At 70.6% G+C, this 17,351-nt stretch carries 18 protein-coding genes; 7 read left to right on the top strand and 11 right to left on the bottom strand.

Translation table 11 applies throughout. The annotated features are described in order from the left end of the window. Positions 1–161: 161 nt before the first annotated feature. The 10 genes from htpG to pafA all read right to left on the bottom strand — a co-directional run bounded on the left by htpG (position 162) and on the right by pafA (position 9,857). Complete coding sequence (htpG, locus tag ACZ7CH_RS07405; protein ID WP_360387360.1) at positions 162–2,006, bottom strand: molecular chaperone HtpG; 1,845 nt, start codon at positions 2,004–2,006, stop codon at positions 162–164. A gap of 45 nt (positions 2,007–2,051) precedes the next feature. After that, positions 2,052–2,912, bottom strand: a complete 861-nt coding sequence (locus tag ACZ7CH_RS07400; protein ID WP_458433281.1) for a diacylglycerol/lipid kinase family protein — start codon at positions 2,910–2,912, stop codon at positions 2,052–2,054. Continuing rightward, positions 2,909–3,832 carry a twin-arginine translocase subunit TatC gene (gene tatC / locus ACZ7CH_RS07395; protein WP_360388362.1) on the bottom strand — a complete coding sequence of 308 codons (924 nt, stop codon included), beginning with the start codon at positions 3,830–3,832 and terminating at the stop codon, positions 2,909–2,911. The genes ACZ7CH_RS07400 and tatC overlap by 4 nt, the downstream gene beginning before the upstream one ends. Positions 3,833–3,946: 114 nt before the next feature. After that, positions 3,947–4,273: a Sec-independent protein translocase subunit TatA gene (gene tatA, locus ACZ7CH_RS07390; protein ID WP_360387355.1), complete on the bottom strand. Its 327-nt coding sequence runs from the start codon at positions 4,271–4,273 to the stop codon at positions 3,947–3,949. Continuing rightward, positions 4,266–4,538 (bottom strand): bacteriophage holin, encoded by a 273-nt coding sequence (locus ACZ7CH_RS07385; RefSeq protein WP_360387352.1) that lies wholly within the window; start codon positions 4,536–4,538, stop codon positions 4,266–4,268. Before ACZ7CH_RS07385 ends, tatA begins: the two co-directional genes overlap by 8 nt. Positions 4,539–4,556: 18 nt before the next feature. After that, a complete protein-coding gene (locus tag ACZ7CH_RS07380; RefSeq protein ID WP_360387349.1) occupies positions 4,557–5,528 on the bottom strand; it encodes a helix-turn-helix transcriptional regulator in 972 nt (323 codons plus the stop codon). Next, positions 5,525–6,490 carry a helix-turn-helix transcriptional regulator gene (locus ACZ7CH_RS07375; RefSeq protein ID WP_360387347.1) on the bottom strand — a complete coding sequence of 322 codons (966 nt, stop codon included), beginning with the start codon at positions 6,488–6,490 and terminating at the stop codon, positions 5,525–5,527. The genes ACZ7CH_RS07380 and ACZ7CH_RS07375 overlap by 4 nt, the downstream gene beginning before the upstream one ends. 90 nt (positions 6,491–6,580) lie before the next feature. Next, positions 6,581–7,426: an alpha/beta fold hydrolase gene (locus ACZ7CH_RS07370; RefSeq protein ID WP_458433282.1), complete on the bottom strand. Its 846-nt coding sequence runs from the start codon at positions 7,424–7,426 to the stop codon at positions 6,581–6,583. 35 nt (positions 7,427–7,461) lie between these two features. Beyond that, positions 7,462–8,466 (bottom strand): YCF48-related protein, encoded by a 1,005-nt coding sequence (locus tag ACZ7CH_RS07365; protein ID WP_470373357.1) that lies wholly within the window; start codon positions 8,464–8,466, stop codon positions 7,462–7,464. Positions 8,467–8,498: 32 nt separating this feature from the next. Continuing rightward, a complete protein-coding gene (gene pafA, locus ACZ7CH_RS07360; RefSeq protein ID WP_089955448.1) occupies positions 8,499–9,857 on the bottom strand; it encodes a Pup--protein ligase in 1,359 nt (452 codons plus the stop codon). A 116-nt stretch (positions 9,858–9,973) separates the two neighbouring features. Between pafA and ACZ7CH_RS07355 the strand changes: the two genes are divergently transcribed. From ACZ7CH_RS07355 to ACZ7CH_RS07340, 4 genes are read left to right on the top strand one after another with little or no spacing between them, the layout of a single operon-like run. Next, entirely contained in the window at positions 9,974–11,338 is a 1,365-nt protein-coding gene (locus tag ACZ7CH_RS07355; protein WP_470373465.1) for a phosphatase PAP2 family protein, read from the top strand. A gap of 40 nt (positions 11,339–11,378) precedes the next feature. Continuing rightward, positions 11,379–12,134, top strand: coding sequence for an IclR family transcriptional regulator (locus ACZ7CH_RS07350; RefSeq protein WP_360387339.1), 756 nt, complete (start codon positions 11,379–11,381; stop codon positions 12,132–12,134). A gap of 53 nt (positions 12,135–12,187) precedes the next feature. Further along, positions 12,188–13,657 carry a glycerol kinase GlpK gene (gene glpK / locus ACZ7CH_RS07345; RefSeq protein ID WP_360387337.1) on the top strand — a complete coding sequence of 490 codons (1,470 nt, stop codon included), beginning with the start codon at positions 12,188–12,190 and terminating at the stop codon, positions 13,655–13,657. Further along, positions 13,650–15,170 (top strand): glycerol-3-phosphate dehydrogenase/oxidase, encoded by a 1,521-nt coding sequence (locus tag ACZ7CH_RS07340; protein ID WP_360387334.1) that lies wholly within the window; start codon positions 13,650–13,652, stop codon positions 15,168–15,170. The genes glpK and ACZ7CH_RS07340 overlap by 8 nt, the downstream gene beginning before the upstream one ends. 56 nt (positions 15,171–15,226) lie before the next feature. Here the strand turns inward: ACZ7CH_RS07340 and ACZ7CH_RS07335 are convergent, their stop codons facing one another. Beyond that, positions 15,227–15,769 (bottom strand): GNAT family N-acetyltransferase, encoded by a 543-nt coding sequence (locus ACZ7CH_RS07335; protein WP_470373356.1) that lies wholly within the window; start codon positions 15,767–15,769, stop codon positions 15,227–15,229. A 137-nt stretch (positions 15,770–15,906) separates the two neighbouring features. Here ACZ7CH_RS07335 and ACZ7CH_RS07330 point away from each other — a divergent pair, with 137 nt between their 5' ends. From ACZ7CH_RS07330 to ACZ7CH_RS07320, 3 genes are read left to right on the top strand one after another with little or no spacing between them, the layout of a single operon-like run. Then, entirely contained in the window at positions 15,907–16,452 is a 546-nt protein-coding gene (locus tag ACZ7CH_RS07330) for a PadR family transcriptional regulator (protein ID WP_458433286.1), read from the top strand. After that, positions 16,449–16,577, top strand: a complete 129-nt coding sequence (locus ACZ7CH_RS07325; protein WP_470373355.1) for a hypothetical protein — start codon at positions 16,449–16,451, stop codon at positions 16,575–16,577. The genes ACZ7CH_RS07330 and ACZ7CH_RS07325 overlap by 4 nt, the downstream gene beginning before the upstream one ends. 9 nt (positions 16,578–16,586) lie before the next feature. Further along, the gene (locus tag ACZ7CH_RS07320; RefSeq protein ID WP_470373354.1) at positions 16,587–17,258 is read left to right on the top strand and encodes an alpha/beta fold hydrolase; all 672 of its coding nucleotides are present in this window, start codon (positions 16,587–16,589) and stop codon (positions 17,256–17,258) included. The last annotated feature ends 93 nt before the right edge of the window (positions 17,259–17,351 follow it).

Here is a 17,351-nt window from a genome sequence, read left to right as displayed (position 1 = left end):
GCCGAGATAGATTAACTTCAGCCCTCACTGAACCCATAAACCCCACTCCCTTCGCCAAGCCCACCGCAGTTCTTCCTGTCACGCGGGGGCCCCGCGTTCCCCTGTGGGTAACGCGGGGCCCCCGCGTGCGCCAGGAGAGTACGAAAGCTCCCCGCGTGCACTCAGAACGTGCGCTGGACGCGGTCGGCCACCAGCTTCACGAAGCGAGACGGGTCGGCCAGCTCGCCGCCCTCGGCCAGCAGGGCCAGGCCGTGCAGCAGCTCGGCCGTGTCGGTCAGCGAGTCGCGTTCACCCGCGGCGAACGCCCGGTGCAGGCCCTCGACCAGCGGGTGGGACGGGTTCAGCTCCAGGATCCGCTTGATCTTCGGCAGCTCCTGCCCCATCGCCTTGTACATCTTCTCCAGCGTGGGCGTGATGTCGTGCGCGTCGCCGACCACGCACGCCGGCGAGGTCGTGAGGCGCGAGGAGAGCCGGACCTCCTTGACGCTGTCCTCCAGCAGGCCCTGCAGCCACGTGAGCAGGTCGCCGAACTCCTCGGCCTTGGCCGCGGCCGCCGACTTCTCCTCCTCCGTCTCCAGGTCCACCTGGCCCTTGGCGACGGACTGGAACGGCTTGCCGTCGAAGGAGGGCACCGACTCCGGCCACATCTCGTCGATGCCGTCGGTGAGGATCAGCACCTCGTAGCCCTTGGCGCGCAACGCCTCCATGTGCGGCGAGTGCTCCACGGCGGCGCGGGACTCACCGTTCATGTAGTAGATGTGCTCCTGGCCCTCCTTCATCCGCGACACGTAGTCGGCGAGCGTGGTGGGCGCGTCGGCCGAGTGCGTGGACGCGAACGAGCAGATCTCCAGGATCGCGTCGCGGTTGTCGGCGTCGGCGAGCAGGCCCTCCTTGAGCGCCGCGCCGACCTCGCCCCACAGCTTGGCGTAGTCGTCGGGGCGGTTGCCCTGCAACGCCTTGATCGAGGACAGCACCTTCTTCACGAGCCGGCGGCGCATCAGCTGGATCTGGCGGTCCTGCTGCAGGATCTCCCGCGAGACGTTCAGCGACAGGTCCGCCGCGTCGACGACGCCCTTCACGAACCGCAGGTACTCGGGCATGAGCTCGCGGCAGTCGTCCATGATGAAGACGCGCTTGACGTAGAGCTGCACACCGCGCCTGGCGTCGCGCATGAACAGGTCCATCGGGGCCTGCGCGGGCAGGAACAGCAGCGCCTGGTACTCGAACGTGCCCTCCGCCTGCATGCGGATGGTCTCGAGCGGCGCGTTCCAGTCGTGGCTGATGTGCCGGTAGAACTCGGCGTACTCCTCCTCGGTCACCTCGGAGGCCGGGCGCGCCCACAGCGCCTTGCGGGAGTTGATCTCCTCACCGCCCAGGCGCACCGGCCAGGTGATGAAGTCGGAGTAGCGCTTGACGATCTCGCGGATCTTCGCCGGCTCGGTGTAGTCCGGCAGCTGGTCCTCGTCGTCGGACGGCTTCAGGTGCAACGTGACGGAGGTGCCCTGCGGCGCGTCGTCGACCTCGTCGATCGTGTAAGTGCTCTCGCCGGTCGACTCCCAGCGCACGCCCTTCTCGGCGTGCGGGTGCTTCGTCACCAGCGTGACCTTGTCGGCCACCATGAACGACGAGTAGAAGCCGATGCCGAACTGGCCGATCAGGTCCGAGGCGTTGCCGGACTGCTGTTCCTTGAGCTTGCCCAGGAACTCGGCGGTGCCGGACTTCGCGATCGTGCCGATCAACCGGACGACGTCCTCGCGCGTCATGCCGATGCCGTTGTCGCGCACGGTCAGCGTGCGCTCGGCGGGATCGGACTCGATGACGATGTGCAGGTCGTCGGTGTCGGCGACCATGTCCTTGTCGCGGAAGGACTCCAGCCGGAGCTTGTCCAGCGCGTCCGAGGCGTTCGACACCAGCTCGCGCAGGAACGTGTCCTTGTTCGAGTAGATCGAGTGGATCATCAGCTGCAGCAGCTGGCGAGCCTCGCTCTGGAACTCCAGGGTTTCCATACATCCCTACCGAAAAGATCAAAGCGGACCGAACAGCCCTATAAGTTAGCGACCCACGACGGTGAGCGCGTCGGGAACCGTCCGAACGGAGATGGGCAACGCCTCTTGACGCTCGCCGTCGGCGTACGCGACCCAGCCGTTGCCCCCGGCCAACGAGACCTCACGGGCGCGGAACGTGCGCACCGCCGGATGGTCGGTGTGCCGGCCCGTGCGCAACGTGGGCAGCATCCGCACCAGCATCGAGCGGCTCGCGCGTTCCACGACGGTCACGTCGAACAAGCCGTCGGCGGCGTCGGCGTCGGGGCACACCGGGATGCCGCCGCCGTAGTTCGGCGTGTTGCCCACCGCGACCAGCGTCGCGTCCAGCGAGAACGTCTCGGACTCGGTCGTGACCAGCAGCGGAGCCGACCGCAGTGACGCGAGCTCGGCCAGCACGGCGAGGTCGTAGCGGCGCGGGCCGGCGGGCCAGCGCATCACGTTCGCCCGCTCGTTCACCGCGGAGTCGAAGCCCGCGCACAGGACCGTGGCGAACCACTGGCCGGTGGACAGCCGACCGAGGTCGAGAGTCTTCTTCGTGCCGTGGACGACGTCCTCGACCGACCGGGACCCGATGGCGTTGGCCAGGTCGTTGCCGGTGCCCGCCGGGACGATCCCCAGTGCCGTGGACGTGCCCGCGCACGCCTGGATGCCCAGGTGGGCGGCACCGTCACCGCCCAGCACGACCAGCAGGTCGACGCCGTCGGCGACGGCTTGGCGCGCCAGCGCGAGCGTGCCCCCGGCGTCGTGGGCGACGAGCTGGCGCAGCTCGGAGACGTGCGGTCGCAACGCGGCGGCGGTAGACCCGGCGATCCGGGCCGCCCGCCCCTTGCCCGACGCGGGGCAGACCAGCAGGGCCGCCCGTGTCACGTGGCGTCGTCGTAGTTCACGCGCTTCGCGGGTTCCGAAGCGACCGCCTTCTGCCCGGCGCCCTTGTCGTCGGCGTCGTTGCCGTCGGCGTCGGACGGCGTGTAGTGGAACGGGGCCGCCTCGTTGTCGTCCAGCGCGTCCCAGCCGTCGGCCGCGCGCAGCCTGGCGGCGCGCCGGTCGTGGATCCTGGCGATCTGGATGGCCATCTCGAACAGCAGCGACAACGCGATCGCCAGCGCGATCATGGAGATCGGGTCGGTGCCCGGCGTCGCGATCGCGGCGAACACGAACAGGCCCATGAGCAGGCCGCGCCGCCACTTCGAGAGCGCCTCGTAGGTGATCACGCCCGCCCGGTTCAGCATCACGACCACGAGCGGCAGCTCGAAGCTGACGCCGAAGATGAAGAGCATCGTGATGATGAACGAGATGTACTTCTCACCGGTCAGCGCGGTGATGAAGTTGTCGCCACCGAAGCTGATCAGCACCTGCAGGCCCTGCGGCACGACCCAGTACGCGAGCACCGCGCCCGCCGCGAACAGCACGGCGGCGAACGAGACGAAGGTGCGCGCGAAGTTGCGCTCCTTCGCGTACAGGCCGGGCGTGATGAACGCCCAGAACTGGTAGAGCCAGAACGGGCTGAGCAGCACCGCACCCGCCGCCGCACCGACCTTGAGCCGGATCATGAAGACCTCGAACGGCTCGGTCTGCAGCAGCTTGCAGCCCTCCTCGCCGGGGAACTTGACCCGGTAGGGCTCGAGGTCGGGCTGGCAGTAGGGGCCGGTCATGATCTCGCCCAGCGACGGGACCGGCCCCAGCCGCACGTCGAACCAGATCCAGCCGAAGATGGCACCGATCGCGATGATCAGCATCGCCAGGCCGAGCCGGTGCCTCAGCTCGTACAGGTGATCCTTGAGCGACATGGTGCCGTCGGCGTTGGCTCGACGGCGCTTGGCGCGTTCCCGGCGCTCCGCGAACCACCGGAACGGACTTGCCACCTCGGTGACCGTCCTTACGAAGTCGGAGACCGGGGGAGGTCAGTTGATGTTGTTGGCCTTGTTCTGCGCGGTCTGCTCGATCGGGGGCGCCACCTGCGGCTGCTGCACGACGGGCTGAACGGGCTGAACGGGCTGCTGCACCTGCGGCTGGGCCGGCGGCAGCTGCTGGACGGGCTGCTGCACCACGGGCTGCTGCTGGACCGGCGTGTCGTCCGCGTCCTGGTCGCGCAGGCCCTTGGTCTCCGCCTTGAAGATCTTGGCCGACTTGCCGAGCGAACGGGCCATGTCGGGAAGCTTCTTCGCACCGAACAGCAGAATGATCACCACTGCGATGATGATCAGCTCGGTGGGTCCGAGGTTACCCATTGGTGATCCTCCTGTCTCCCCCGCCACGACGATCGTACGCGGGGTCGTCCCTGGTGGGGACCTGTTCCGTGCGCCGCCGCTCGGCGAGGGCCACCTTCAGCGCTGCTGATCGCGCCTTGAGCAGGCCCACTCCGTCGCCGACCCTGTCCCCCACCAGAGTGCGGGCACTGGCGAATCGACGCAAGGATCGGAGGACCAGCCTGCCGATCACGACGAGCACGATCAGGCCGAGGACGAGCAGCGCCAGGGTCGGTGTGTACGGCACGACCCCACGTTATACGGCTCAGGTGGACAGCAGGTGATCTGCCCGGCGCAATGCCTCCTCTGCCCGCCGGACCACCTCGGCCGCGAGCTCCGGCGGCTGTTCGACGTGCACGTCACCGCCCAGCCCGAGGAGCAGGCGAACCATCCACGACGGGTCGTCGTAGCGCATGAGGACACGCGTGCGGCCGTCGGAGATCTCCGCCGCGTGGTCCACCGGGTAGTACTCCGCCACCCAGTGCGCGTCCGGTTCGAGCAGGAGGACCGCGATCTTCTGGTTGTCCCTCGGCTGGAACAACCCCTCCGATGTGTCGGTGTGCTTGGCGTGCGGCGGTGGCACGCTCGCCTCGTCCAGGACCTCGACCCCGTCGATGCGGTCGAGCCGGAACAACCGCACGCCGAGCGCGGACCGGCACCACGCTTCGAGGTAGCCGCGGCCTTCCAGCAGCAACAGGCGCATCGGATCGACCACACGGTCGCTCATCGCGTCGTGCGACTGCGAGTAGTAACGGATGCGCACGGCCCGTTCGCGCTTCACGGCGTCCTGCACGGCCGCGCGGATCTCGGCGGTCTCCTCGCGCTCGAACGCCGCGAGCCCCACGACCATGCCCGCGGGCTGGGCCTTGCCGACCGCCGACTCGATCTTGGCCAGCGCCCGCTGCACGGCGTCGGTGTCGACGACGCCCGGGGTGTCCGCGAGCGCCCGCAGCGCCACGAGCAGCGACGACGCCTCCGCCGCGGTGAGCCGCAGCGGCCGGTTCATGCCCGCGTCGAAGCTGACGGTGATCGTCTCGCCCTCGAAGCTGAGGTCGATGAGGTCGCCGGGGCCGTAGCCGGGCAGCCCGCACATCCACAGCAGCTCGAGGTCCTTGCGCAGCTGCTTCGGGGTGATCCCGAAGTCGGCGGCGGCCTCCTTGACGGTGATCGCCGGCCGGTTGAGCAGGTACGGCACGAGTGCGAGCAGCCGCGGCAGCCGTTCGTTGGACGCGGTCACCGCGCTCCCTCCAGTGCACCCTGCAGCCGGTCGCGGACGCTCTTGGCGAGCACCTCGGGTTCCAGCACGACGACGTCGGGCCCGAACCCGGCCAGCCACTTGGCCGCCGAGTCGGGGAACTTCAGGTCGATCTCGACGACGTCGCCGCCGTCGCGGTGCTCCACGACCTTCGCGTGCCTGCGCACGCCCTGCGCCCTGCCCTTCGCGACCCAGATCCTGGCCGGCGCCGTCTCGTGCGGGTCGGCCTGGGTGCGGGCGATGAGGCTCATCAGGTCGGTGCCCTCCGGCACGGTGAACGCGCCGGGCCTGCCGACGGTCCTGACCTGCCCGACCACCCGTGACAGGCGGAAGCAGCGGGTGTCGCGGCGTTCGCGGTCCCAGCCGACGAGGTACCACTTGCCGCGCCACGCGACCACGCCCCACGGTTCGACCGTGCGCTCCTTCTGCCCGCCCGGCGGTGGCTTGCGGTAGTCGAACGCGACGGCCTGCCCCGCCTGCACCGCCTGCAGCAGCGGCGGGAACGCGGGCTCGTTGGCCCTGACCTTGGGCTCGACGGCCGCGGGCGCGTCCTGGTCGACGTCCACACCGGCCGCGCGCAGCTTGATCAGCGCACCGTGCACGGCACCCGTGAGCTGCGGTGAGTCCCACAGCCGTGCAGCCAGCGCGACGGCGGCGGCCTCGTCGGGTTCGAGGTCGATGTCGCCGAGCTCGTAGTCGCGGCGCGCGATCCGGTAGCCGTCCTCCGCGCCCTCGACGTTCGACTGGCGGCCCACCTCCAGCGGCACGCCCAGGTCCCGCAGCTCGGACTTGTCGCGTTCGAACATGCGGAAGAACGCCTCGTCCGTCGGCGCTTCGTGATAGCCGGGGACGATGGCGCGGATGCGCTCCGCTGTCAGGTACTGGCGGGTCGACAGCAGGCACAGCACCAGGTTGACAAGGCGTTCGGCGCGTGCGATGGCCACGGCAGTAACCCTAACCTCGCGCGTGCTGAAACCTAATCACCACCTGTCGTGAACGGTCCGCTCAGCACACTGCGCGCGTTGACCCGCACGTCACAGCAGTGTGCGCAACTCTCTTACGAGCTCGTCCGGCGCTTCCTCGGCCACGTGGTGCCCGGAGTCGATGGGCCGCACACGGACGTCGTCGGCCCATTCGCTCCAGATGCCCGGCAGGTCGTCGTAGAGGTCGCCCAGGTCGTCCTTGGTCGACCACAGCGCGAGCACCGGGCACGCGATCTTGCGCCCGTTGGCGAGGTCCTCGTCGTCGTGCGCGCGGTCGACCTCCAGCCCGGCCCGGTAGTCGCCGCACATGGCGTGCACGGTGTCGCGGTCGTTGATCGCGCGCTGGTAGTCCGCCCAGTTCTCGACCCCCATGGCCGCGGGCGTGTCCCGGTACCGCCCGCCGTACCAGAGGCCGGGGTCCTGGCTGATCATCGCGGCCGCGATGTCCTGCTGTGCGAGGAAGAACCAGTGGTACCAGGCCTGCGCGAACCGCGCGTCGCACCGCGCCAGGTGCGCCCCGACCGGCAGCCCGTCGAGCACCGCGAGCCGCGTGACCCGTTCGGGGTGGTCGAGCGCGAGCCGGATGGCCGCGGCCGCACCCCGGTCGTGCCCGACGACGGCGAACCGCTCGTGGCCGAGTTCGCGCATGAGCCGCACGAAGTCGCGGGCCATCGCCCGCTTCGAGTAGTCGCCGGGCTTGCTGGACTCGCCGTAGCCGCGCAGGTCCGGGCACACCACGGTGTGGTCGGCCGCGAGCTGCGGCGCGACCCGGTGCCACGTCGTGTGCGTGCGAGGGTGGCCGTGCAGCAGGAGGACCGGCGGCCCTGCACCACCGGTCCTCACCCGCAGCACTGCCTCGCCGACATCGATGCGGCGCAACGAGAATCCCTCGAACACGCGCCCTGGTTACCCCACCGCACCGCAAGCGGAAACTAGTTCCGCCCCACCCGTCCCTTCTCCCCCGCGGCCCAGCAGGCCCCGCCGACGCAGTCGACCGTGTCGAAGCTGCCCGCGTCGGCCACCCGCCAGCTCTTCCCGTCCCCGGACACGTCCGTCCCCGACGGACCGACCGCGACGAGCCCGTTGCCCCGGTAGGCGATCCCGGACCGGTACCCGACCGGAGCCGTCGTCCCGGCCTTCCAGCCGCGTCCGTCGTTGGTGGCGAACGCCGGCGTCGGATCCGTCGGCTTGAGGTAGTCGCCGCCGATCGCCACGCCCCGCCACGGCGTCTTGAACGCCACCGCGAACACCCCGGCCGCCTCCCCCGCCGGCAGCGGCACCTCATCCGCTCGCCACGACCTGCCGCCGTCGCGCGACTCCAGCACCCGTGCCTGCGCACCGCCGCCGGTGGCGATCCAGGCGTGGTTGCCCGCCGTCGTCACGCACTGCCCGGACGCGGCGAACGCGAACTCGCCCGGCAATGCGTCCGGCATGCCCTTGGGGTCGTTGACGTGCCACGACCGGCCGCCGTCCCACGTCCTGAGGACCCGGAACTTCCCGTCCACCGGGTCGCTCAACGCCAGCCCGCGGAACCGGTCGAAGAACGCCATGCAGTCGTAGAACGCCTTGGGGTCGGTGTTGCGGAACTCCTCCTGCCACGTCTTGCCGCCGTCGCTCGTGCGGTAGATCCGCGACGTCTCCCCTTCACCGATCGACAACGCCACCGCGGTGCGCGCGTCGAAGGCCTCGATGTCGCGGAAGTCCAGCGCGGCGGTGCCCGGCGGCGCGACGGACTCCCACGTCCGCCCGCCGTTCGTGGTGCGCAGGACGGTGCCCTTCGACCCGCTGACCCACGCGACCTGGCCGTTCACGGCGGACAGGCCGCGCAGCCGCACGTCGGTGCCGGTGGGGGTCAGCTTCCAGTAGGAGTCCGGGGCCGCTGCCGCGACCCCGGGCAGGAGCAGAAAAGCAGCGAGTGCCGCCGCGATGATCCTCATGCGACGGCACTCTGCCAGTTCTCACAACGCTGCTAAAGCGACGAGATGAGCCTTTCCACCCGCTCGTCCACCGCGCGGAACGGGTCCTTGCACAGCACGGTCCGCTGCGCCTGGTCGTTCAGCTTCAGGTGCACCCAGTCCACGGTGAAGTCACGTCCGGCGGCCTGCGCCGCGGCGATGAAGTCGCCGCGCAGCTTCGCGCGGGTGGTCTGCGGCGGGGTGTCCTTCGCGGCCTCGATCTCGCCGTCGTCGGTCACGCGTTCGACCTGGCCCTTGCGCTGGAGCAGGTCGAAGACGCCGCGGCCGCGCCGGATGTCGTGGTAGGCGAGGTCGAGCTGGGCGATGCGGGGGTTGGACAGGTCCATGTCGTGCTTGGCCATGTACCGCTCCATCAGGCGGTTCTTGATGGCCCAGTCGATCTCGCGGTCGATCTTGGAGAGGTCCTGCGACTCGACGGCGTCGAGGGTGCGGCCCCACAGTTCGAGGACGCGCTGCGCCATCGGGTCGGGAGAGCGCTTGGCGACGTGTTCGACGGCCTTCTCGTAGTACTCGCGCTGGATGTCGAGCGCGGAGGCCTCCTTGCCGCCGGCCAGGCGGACGGTGCGGCGGCCGGTCAGGTCGTGGGAGATCTCGCGGATGGCGCGGATCGGGTTGTCCAGGGAGAAGTCGCGGAACTGGACGCCCTGCTCGATCATCTCCAGCACCAGGTTGGCGCTGCCGACCTTGAGCAGCGTGGTGACCTCGGACATGTTCGAGTCGCCGACGATGACGTGCAGGCGCCGGTAGCGCTCGGCGTCGGCGTGCGGCTCGTCGCGGGTGTTGATGATCGGGCGGGACCGCGTGGTCGCGGACGACACGCCCTCCCAGATGTGCTCGGCGCGCTGCGAGAGGCAGTACACGGCGCCGCGCGGGGTCTGCAGGACCTTGCCGGCGCCGCAGATCAGCTGGCGGGTGACCAGGAACGGCAGCAGCACGTCCGCGATGCGGGAGAACTCGCCGGCCCGTGCGACCAGGTAGTTCTCGTGGCAGCCGTAGGAGTTGCCCGCCGAGTCGGTGTTGTTCTTGAACAGGAAGATGTCGCCGCCGATGCCCTCGTCGGCGAGCCTGCGCTCGGCGTCGACGAGCAGGTCCTCGAGGATCCGCTCCCCCGCCTTGTCGTGCGTGACGAGCTGGGCCAGGTCGTCGCACTCGGCCGTGGCGTACTCGGGGTGCGAGCCGACGTCGAGGTAGAGCCGGGAGCCGTTGCGCAGGAAGACGTTGGACGAACGCCCCCAGGACACGACCCGGCGGAACAAGTACCGCGCGACCTCGTCCGGGGACAGTCGACGCTGCCCGTGGAAGGTGCAGGTCACCCCGAACTCTGTCTCAATGCCGAAGATCCGCCGCTGCATCCCTCAACAGTAGGCGACGCGCAGGCGGAGGTGGGTGATCCGTTCGGGCGGCACGCCGGTTGCGGTTTAGTGTCAACAGCGTGTGGAAACGGGTCAGCGCTCTCGACAAGAAGCTCATGAGCTCCTCGGCCGGACTGCCTCCGAGCAGGCTCGACAGGGGTTTGAAGAGGCTTTCCAAAGCCGCGAACCACAGCCTGCTGTGGTTCGTCGTCGCGGGGATCCTGGCCACGGGCAAAGGGCCGCTCCGGCGTGGCGCGTTGCGCGGTCTCGCGGCCATCGCCGGCGCCTCTGCCAGCGCGAACTTGGTCGGGAAGTCACTTTTTCCGCGTCGCAGGCCCGCCGCTGACCTGATCTCGTTCGAACGCCGCCTGGCCAAACGGCCGACGTCGTCGTCCTTTCCTTCCGGGCACTCCGCGTCGGCGGCCGCTTTCGCCACCGCGGTGGCCCTGGAATCGCCCAAAGCAGGCGCGGTGGTGGCTCCGATCGCGGCGGCCGTGGCCTATTCACGCGTCCACACCGGCGTGCATTGGCCGACCGACGTCGTGGCCGGTGCGGCGGTCGGCGTGGGGGCCGCGTACCTGACGCGCCGCTGGTGGCCGCTCGGGATGAACGAGCCCGCGTCGGCCTACGAGCACGCCGACCTGACGTCGTTGCAGGAGGGCGACGGGCTGGTCGTCGTGGTCAACCCGCACTCGGGGGTCGGCCCCGACCCGACGCCGCAGATCACGGAGGAGTGGCCGAAGGCGCGGATCGTGGCGGTCGAGGAGCTCGACGACCTGCCGGACGCCAAGGCGCTGGGCGTGGCCGGGGGCGACGGGACGGTGGCCGCCGTGGCCGCGGTCGCCGCCGAGCGCGACCTGCCGATGGTGCTCATCCCCTCCGGCACGCTCAACCACTTCGCCCGCGACGTGGGCATCACCGGGCTGCACGACACGGCGCAGGCGGTGGCCGACGGCGTGGGCGTGCGGGTCGACCTGGCGCAGGTCAACGGCCAGTGGTTCGTGAACACGGCCTCGCTGGGTGGTTACCCGGACATGGTGCGGATCCGCGAGAAGACGGAGAAGCGCTGGGGCAAGTGGCCCGCGGCCGGCATGGCGCTGTTCCGCGTGCTGCAACGGGCCAAGCCGCTCGACATCACCATCAACGGCGAGGACCACCTCGTCTGGCTGCTGTTCGTGGGCAACGGCCCGTACCGGCCGAAGGGCTTCGCGCCCACGATGCGCCCGCGGCTGGACGACGGGCTGCTCGACGTCCGCTACGTCCGCGCGGACCGGAAGTACTCGCGGACCAGGTTCTTCCTGGGCGCCCTGCTCGGGGCGTTGGAGCACTCGCGCGTGTACAAGCACTTCGAGGTGGCGTCGTTGACCGTCGAGGTGCACGGCGCGCCCATCTCGATCGCGACGGACGGCGAGGTGCGCGAGCGGGCCAACCGCTTCGAGTTCCGCTCACGTCCGGCCGCACTGGGCATCTACCGCCCCTGATGTTCGACATTGTCGAACGCCCGCAGGTAGAGTGGGGTGCGTGCCCGGACCCATCCAGTCCATCCAGCGCGCGGCGGAGGTCCTCAAGCTGCTCGCCCACGGCGGCGCGCACCAGCTGAGCGTCGCGGAGATCTCGCGCGCGCTGGACCTCGCGAAACCGACGGTGCACGGCATCCTGCGGACGTTGCACGAGGTCGGGTTCGTCGAGCAGGAGGTCGAGGGCGGCAAGTACCGCCTGGGGGCCGCGCTGTTCCAGATCGGCACCTCCTACCTCGACGGCAACGAGCTGCGCGCCAAGGCGCTGAACTGGTCGGACACGCTGGCGATGCGAGCGCGCGAGGCGGTGCGCATCGGCGTGCCGCACGGCAGGCACGTGCTGGTCGTGCACCACGTGTTCCGCCCGGACAACAGCCGGCAGGCGCTCGACACCGGTGCGTTGCTGCCGTGGCACGCGACGGCGCTCGGCAAGGCGCTGGTGGCCTTCGGCGAGCGGCCGGAGGGTGAGCTGCAGCGGTTCACCCGGCACACGCTGGACGAGGAGGCGCTGTCCGCGGCACTGGAGCTGGTCCGCGACCGCGACTGGGCCTACGACCTGCACGAACTGGTCGAGGGCGAGGCGTCGGTGGCGGCCCCGATCCGCGACCGGCGCGGGGTGGTCGTCGGCGCGATCGGCGTGTCGGGACCGGTGGAGCGGCTGTGCGAGTCACCTGACCAGCCACCCCGCCTGGAGCTCGTGTCCTACGTACGTGAGGCAGCTCGCAGCGTGTCCAGGGAGCTGGGTGGCCTCTCCTGGTAGTACTGTGGAAGCGTTCGACAATGTCGAATGGTTCACACAGAGGAGTGTGCAACGTGGCTCACATCGCGGCGATCGACCAGGGCACGACGTCGTCCCGGTGCATCGTGTTCGACCAGTCCGGCGGGATCGTGTCGGTCGCCCAGCGCGAGCACCGGCAGATCTTCCCCAGGCCGGGCTGGGTGGAGCACGACGCGGCCGAGATCTGGGCGAACGTGCAGGCCGTCGTCCGCGACGCCCTCGCGCAGGCCTCCCTCACGCACTCCGACATCGTCGCCTTCGGCATCACGAACCAGCGCGAGACCACGGTCGTCTGGGACAGGGCGACCGGCGAGCCCGTGCACAACGCCGTCGTCTGGCAGGACACCCGCACGGACGCGCTGGTCAAGCGCCTCGGCGATCACGACCGGTTCCGCGAGCGCTCCGGTCTGCCGCCGGCCACCTACTTCTCCGGGCCGAAGCTGCGCTGGCTGCTCGACAACGTCGACGGCCTGCGCGGGAGGGCCGAGCGGGGCGAGGTCCTGTTCGGCACCATGGACACCTGGCTGATCTGGAACCTGACCGGCCACCACGTCACCGACGTGACGAACGCGTCGCGCACCATGCTGATGAACCTGGAGACCCTCGACTGGGACCCGGAGCTCGTCGCCGCGATGGACGTCCCGCGCGCGATGCTCCCGGAGATCCGGTCCTCCTCCGAGGTCTACGGCACCTACGAGGGCGTGCCCGTCGCGTCCGCGCTCGGCGACCAGCAGGCGGCGTTGTTCGGCCAGACCTGCTTCGCGCCCGGCGAGGGCAAGTGCACGTACGGCACGGGCGCGTTCCTGCTGCTCAACACCGGCGACGAGCCGGTGCGCAGCCAGAACGGCCTGCTGACCACGGTCGGCTACAAGATCGGCGCCGAACCGGCCGTGTACGCGCTGGAGGGCGCGGTCGCGGTGACCGGCGCGCTGGTGCAGTGGTTCCGCGACAAGGTCGGGCTGATCTCGTCGGCGGCGGAGATCGAGACGCTGGCGCGCACGGTGGACGACAACGGCGGCGCGTACTTCGTGCCCGCGTTCTCCGGGCTGTTCGCGCCGCACTGGCGTTCCGACGCGCGCGGTGTCATCGCCGGGCTGACGGGCTACATCTCGCGCGGGCACCTCGCACGCGCCGTGCTCGAAGCCTCGGCGTGGCAGACCCGCGAGGTCGTGGACGCGATGAACGCCGACTCCGGCGTGGACCTCACGACGTTGCGGGTCGACGGCGGCATGACGGCGAACAACCTGCTCATGCAGTTCCTCTCGGACGTGCTCGACGTGCCGGTGGTGCGCCCGATCGTCGCGGAGACGACGTGCCTGGGCGCGGCGTACGCGGCCGGTCTGGCCGTCGGCTACTGGAACAGCACCGACGAGCTGAGGGCCAACTGGCACAAGGCGGCCGAATGGGAGCCGTCGATGGAACCGGCGGCGCGGGACCGCGGCTACCGGAAGTGGAAGAAGGCGGTCGAGCGGACCGTCGGGTGGATGGACGAGGACGATGACTGACTCAACACAGCGGGCACGCGCCCGCGAAGAGCTGCAGCACGGCAAGTTCGACGTCGTCGTGATCGGCGGCGGCATCCTGGGCATCGCCACGACGTGGGCCGCGGCCCGCTCCGGCCTGCGCGTCGCCCTGGTGGAGAGCGGCGACTTCGCCGGCGCCACCTCGTCGGCTTCCTCCAAGCTCGTGCACGGCGGCCTGCGCTACCTCGCGATGGGCCCGTCGGCCGTGCCGATGGTGCACGAGAACCACAGGGAACGGCGTGCGCTGGGTGACCACCTCGCCCCGCACCTGGTGCGCCCGCTGCCGTTCCTCGTCCCCGTCTACAAGGGCGGCCCGCACAGCCGGTTCGTGCTGGGTGCGGGCGTCACGCTGTACTCCGCGCTGTCGGGCTTCGGCGACGGCATGGGGAAGGTGCTGTCGGCGCGCAGGGCAGCTGAGTGGGTGCCTGACCTGCGCGCCGACGGTCTGCGCGGCGCGGCGATGTACTACGACCACCAGATGAACGACAGCCGCGTGGCGATCACCGCCGCGCGCGCCGCCGCCGAGGCCGGTGCCGTGCTGCTCAACCACATCTCGGTCGTGGGCCTGCGCAAGACCGGCGCGAAGGTCACCGGTGTGGACCTGCGCGACCCGCTCGGTGAGTTCGGGGTGGACGCGAAGGTCGTCGTGAACGCGACCGGCCCGTGGCTCGACGTGCTGCGGCGCATGGAGGACCCCTCCGCCGACCCGTCGATCCGCCTGTCCAAGGGCTCGCACCTGGTGCTGAGGCAGACGTCGGAGTGGAAGGCCGCGCTGACGATCCCGGTCGACGACGTGCGCGTGTCGTTCGCGATCCCGTGGGAGGGCCACCTCCTGCTCGGCACGACCGACGAGGCCTACGAGGGCGACCCGGCGGCGGTCGCGTGCACCGACGCCGACGTCGACCAGATCCTCGGCGAGGCGGGCACCGCGGTCACGGGCCTGGACCGCTCGCGGATCGCGTACACGTTCGCGGGCCTGCGGGTCCTGCCCGGCGGTCCGGGCGACACCTCGCACGCCAAGCGCGAGACCGTGATCACCGCGGGGTCCGGCGGCATGATCAGCGTGGCCGGCGGCAAGTGGACGACGTTCCGCAAGATCGGCGCGACGGTCCTGGCCCGCGTGAACTCCGAACTGGGCCGCACCTTCGACGGCCCGCTGGACGGCGTGGCGCTGCCCGGTTCGGCATCACCGGAGACCGTCGGCTCGGTGCTGAACCACGCGTTCGACGCACTGCCCGACGACGTGGTCCGCCACCTCGCCACGCACTACGGCACGACGTCGCACGAGGTCGTCGCGCTCGGCCTGGAAAACCCGGCCCTGCTGGAGCGCGTGCACCCGGACGGCCCGGACATCTGGGCCCAGGTCGAGCACGCCCGCCGCACCGAGTGGGCCACCGAGGTCGACGACGTGCTGCGCCGCCGCACCACCGTGATGGTCCGCGGGCTCGACTCGCCGGAGGTCCGCACGCGGGTGTCGGAGCTGCTCGCCTCCTGAAGTCGCCGCGTCGCGTTCCACCCGGCCGTTCGAGTGCCGGGTGGAACGCGCCGGCATCACGGCTTGAGCGCGCGCACCACTCTGCGGCAGACGTGGACGCGCTCGAACCGCTGCCGCAGCTCGGCCTCCCGTTCGATCCGGGCGTGCAGGAACGCCCCGGCCGGCACCAGGCCGTGCCGCGCGGTCACCACCGTGCCGACCTCGTCCGCCGACGCGTGCACGTGCAGGTACCGGCTCGTCTCGGTGAAACCGTTGCGCGCGAACCACCTCAGCGCGGGTTCGTCCGACCGCGTCCACGCGTCCACCTCGGTGGCACCGCAGCGCACCAGCCGGCGCACCGCCTCGTCGAGCAGCGCGGTCGCGATTCCGCGGCCCCGGTGGTCCGGGTGCACCACGACCAGGTCGATCGTCGCCTCCGCGCCCTGCACCGACACGTCCAGCGCGCCGATGACGACGTTGTCGGAGCACACGACGAGCTCCAGGTCGGCACGTCTGCGCGCCGGCCACACGTCGTCGTAGTAGCTCGTGTCCAGCAGCCCCAGCACACGGCAGCGCAACCACGACGCCTCATCGGCGGGCTCGTAGTCCCGAACGCGCACACCTGGCTTAGTCGCGGGCTTGATAGGCGCCCCCAGCAACCTCACCACCCCAGGATTCCGGATGCGCGACCCGCGCGCACGTGAGTTTCGAGGTCACCGTTTGCCAGGGACATACCCGGTATGCACACTCGGTACGCATGTCGGTGAAACACGGTCTGCTGGCGTTGCTCGAACGCGGGCCCATGTACGGCTACCAGCTCCGGGCGGCGTTCGACTCCACCACCGGTGGCACGTGGCCCCTGAACATCGGGCAGGTCTACACGACGTTGTCCCGCCTGGAACGCGACGACCTGGTCGCCGCGCTGCCGGAGAACGACGGCCAGCGGCCGTACGAGCTCACCGCGCAGGGCCGCGACGAGGTGCGGCGGTGGTTCGGCACGCCGGTGCGGCGGGGTGACCGGCCGCGCGACGAGATGGCGATCAAGCTCGCGCTCGCGATCACCACGCCCGGCGTCGACGTGGCCGCGGTCGTCACGACCCAGCGCACCGCGACCACGCGCACGCTGCAGGAGTACACGCGGCTCAAGACGGGGCCGGGCGAGCTGCCGTGGCTGCTGGTGCTCGACGCGATGATCTTCCAGGCCGAAGCGGAGCTGCGCTGGCTCGACCACTGCGAGGCGAGCCTGCTCCGCTACCGGCCCCGGCCCGTGGCCGAGCCTGCGGACGTCGAGGTGCCGCGATGAGCATCCCTGAACGTGGGCTGCACCCGCACGTGGCCGAGCCCGCCCTGCTCGTCGTCCCGGCGTGCGCGGTGCTGGCCGCGGCCCTGTTCACGCGTTCCCGCCTGCCGGTCGAACACCGCGCCTAGGCTGCACCGATGACGACCTTCGCGATCGTGCACGGCGCGGGCGACGTGGGCTGGTCGTGGCACCTGGTGGCGCGAGCGCTCCAGGTCAGGGGCCACACCACCACCGCCCCCGACCTCCCCACCGAGGACGGGACGAAGGACCTGACGGATTGGGCCGCCGTCGTCACCGCCTCGGTGAGAGCGGCTCAGTCCGGTCCGGTCACGTCGGCCGCTTCGGACGTGGTGGTCGTCGGGCACTCCTTCGGCGGCCTGGTGGCCCCGCTGGTCGCAGCCGAGATCCACGCCCGAGCCCTCGTCCTGGTCACGGCGATGCTGCCGAAGCCCGGCGAGACCCCCGGCGACTGGTGGGCGAACACCGGGTACGCCGACAGCGGCCTGGACGACCAGTTCTGGCACGACGTCCCCACCCACCTGGCGCAGGAGTCACAACGGCGGGCCCGCGGCATGTCCGAGCACGCCATGGGCAAGCCGTGGCCGTCGGACGGCCTGCCGAGCATCCCCACGCACTTCGTGCTGTGCACCGAGGACCGGTTCTTCACGCCGGACTTCATGCGCAAGGTGGTCGCTGACCGGTTGGGGGCCGAGCCGGTGGAGTTGGCCGCGGGGCACTGCGCGCAGTTGAGCAAGCCGGAGGAGTTGGCCGGGTTGCTGGTGGAGCTGAGCGAGGCTTCGACCGCCTGACAACGCGGGTGTCGACGACGCAACGCTCGGCTCCAACCCCCGGTAGCACCGCGACGAGCAACGCACGCACCCCGATCTGGGCGCCATCGCCAC

The organism is Lentzea sp. NPDC037011, assembly GCF_055607425.1.
Note: the sequence above shows the minus strand (reverse complement) of the source record. Positions and strands in the feature narration are given on the sequence as shown.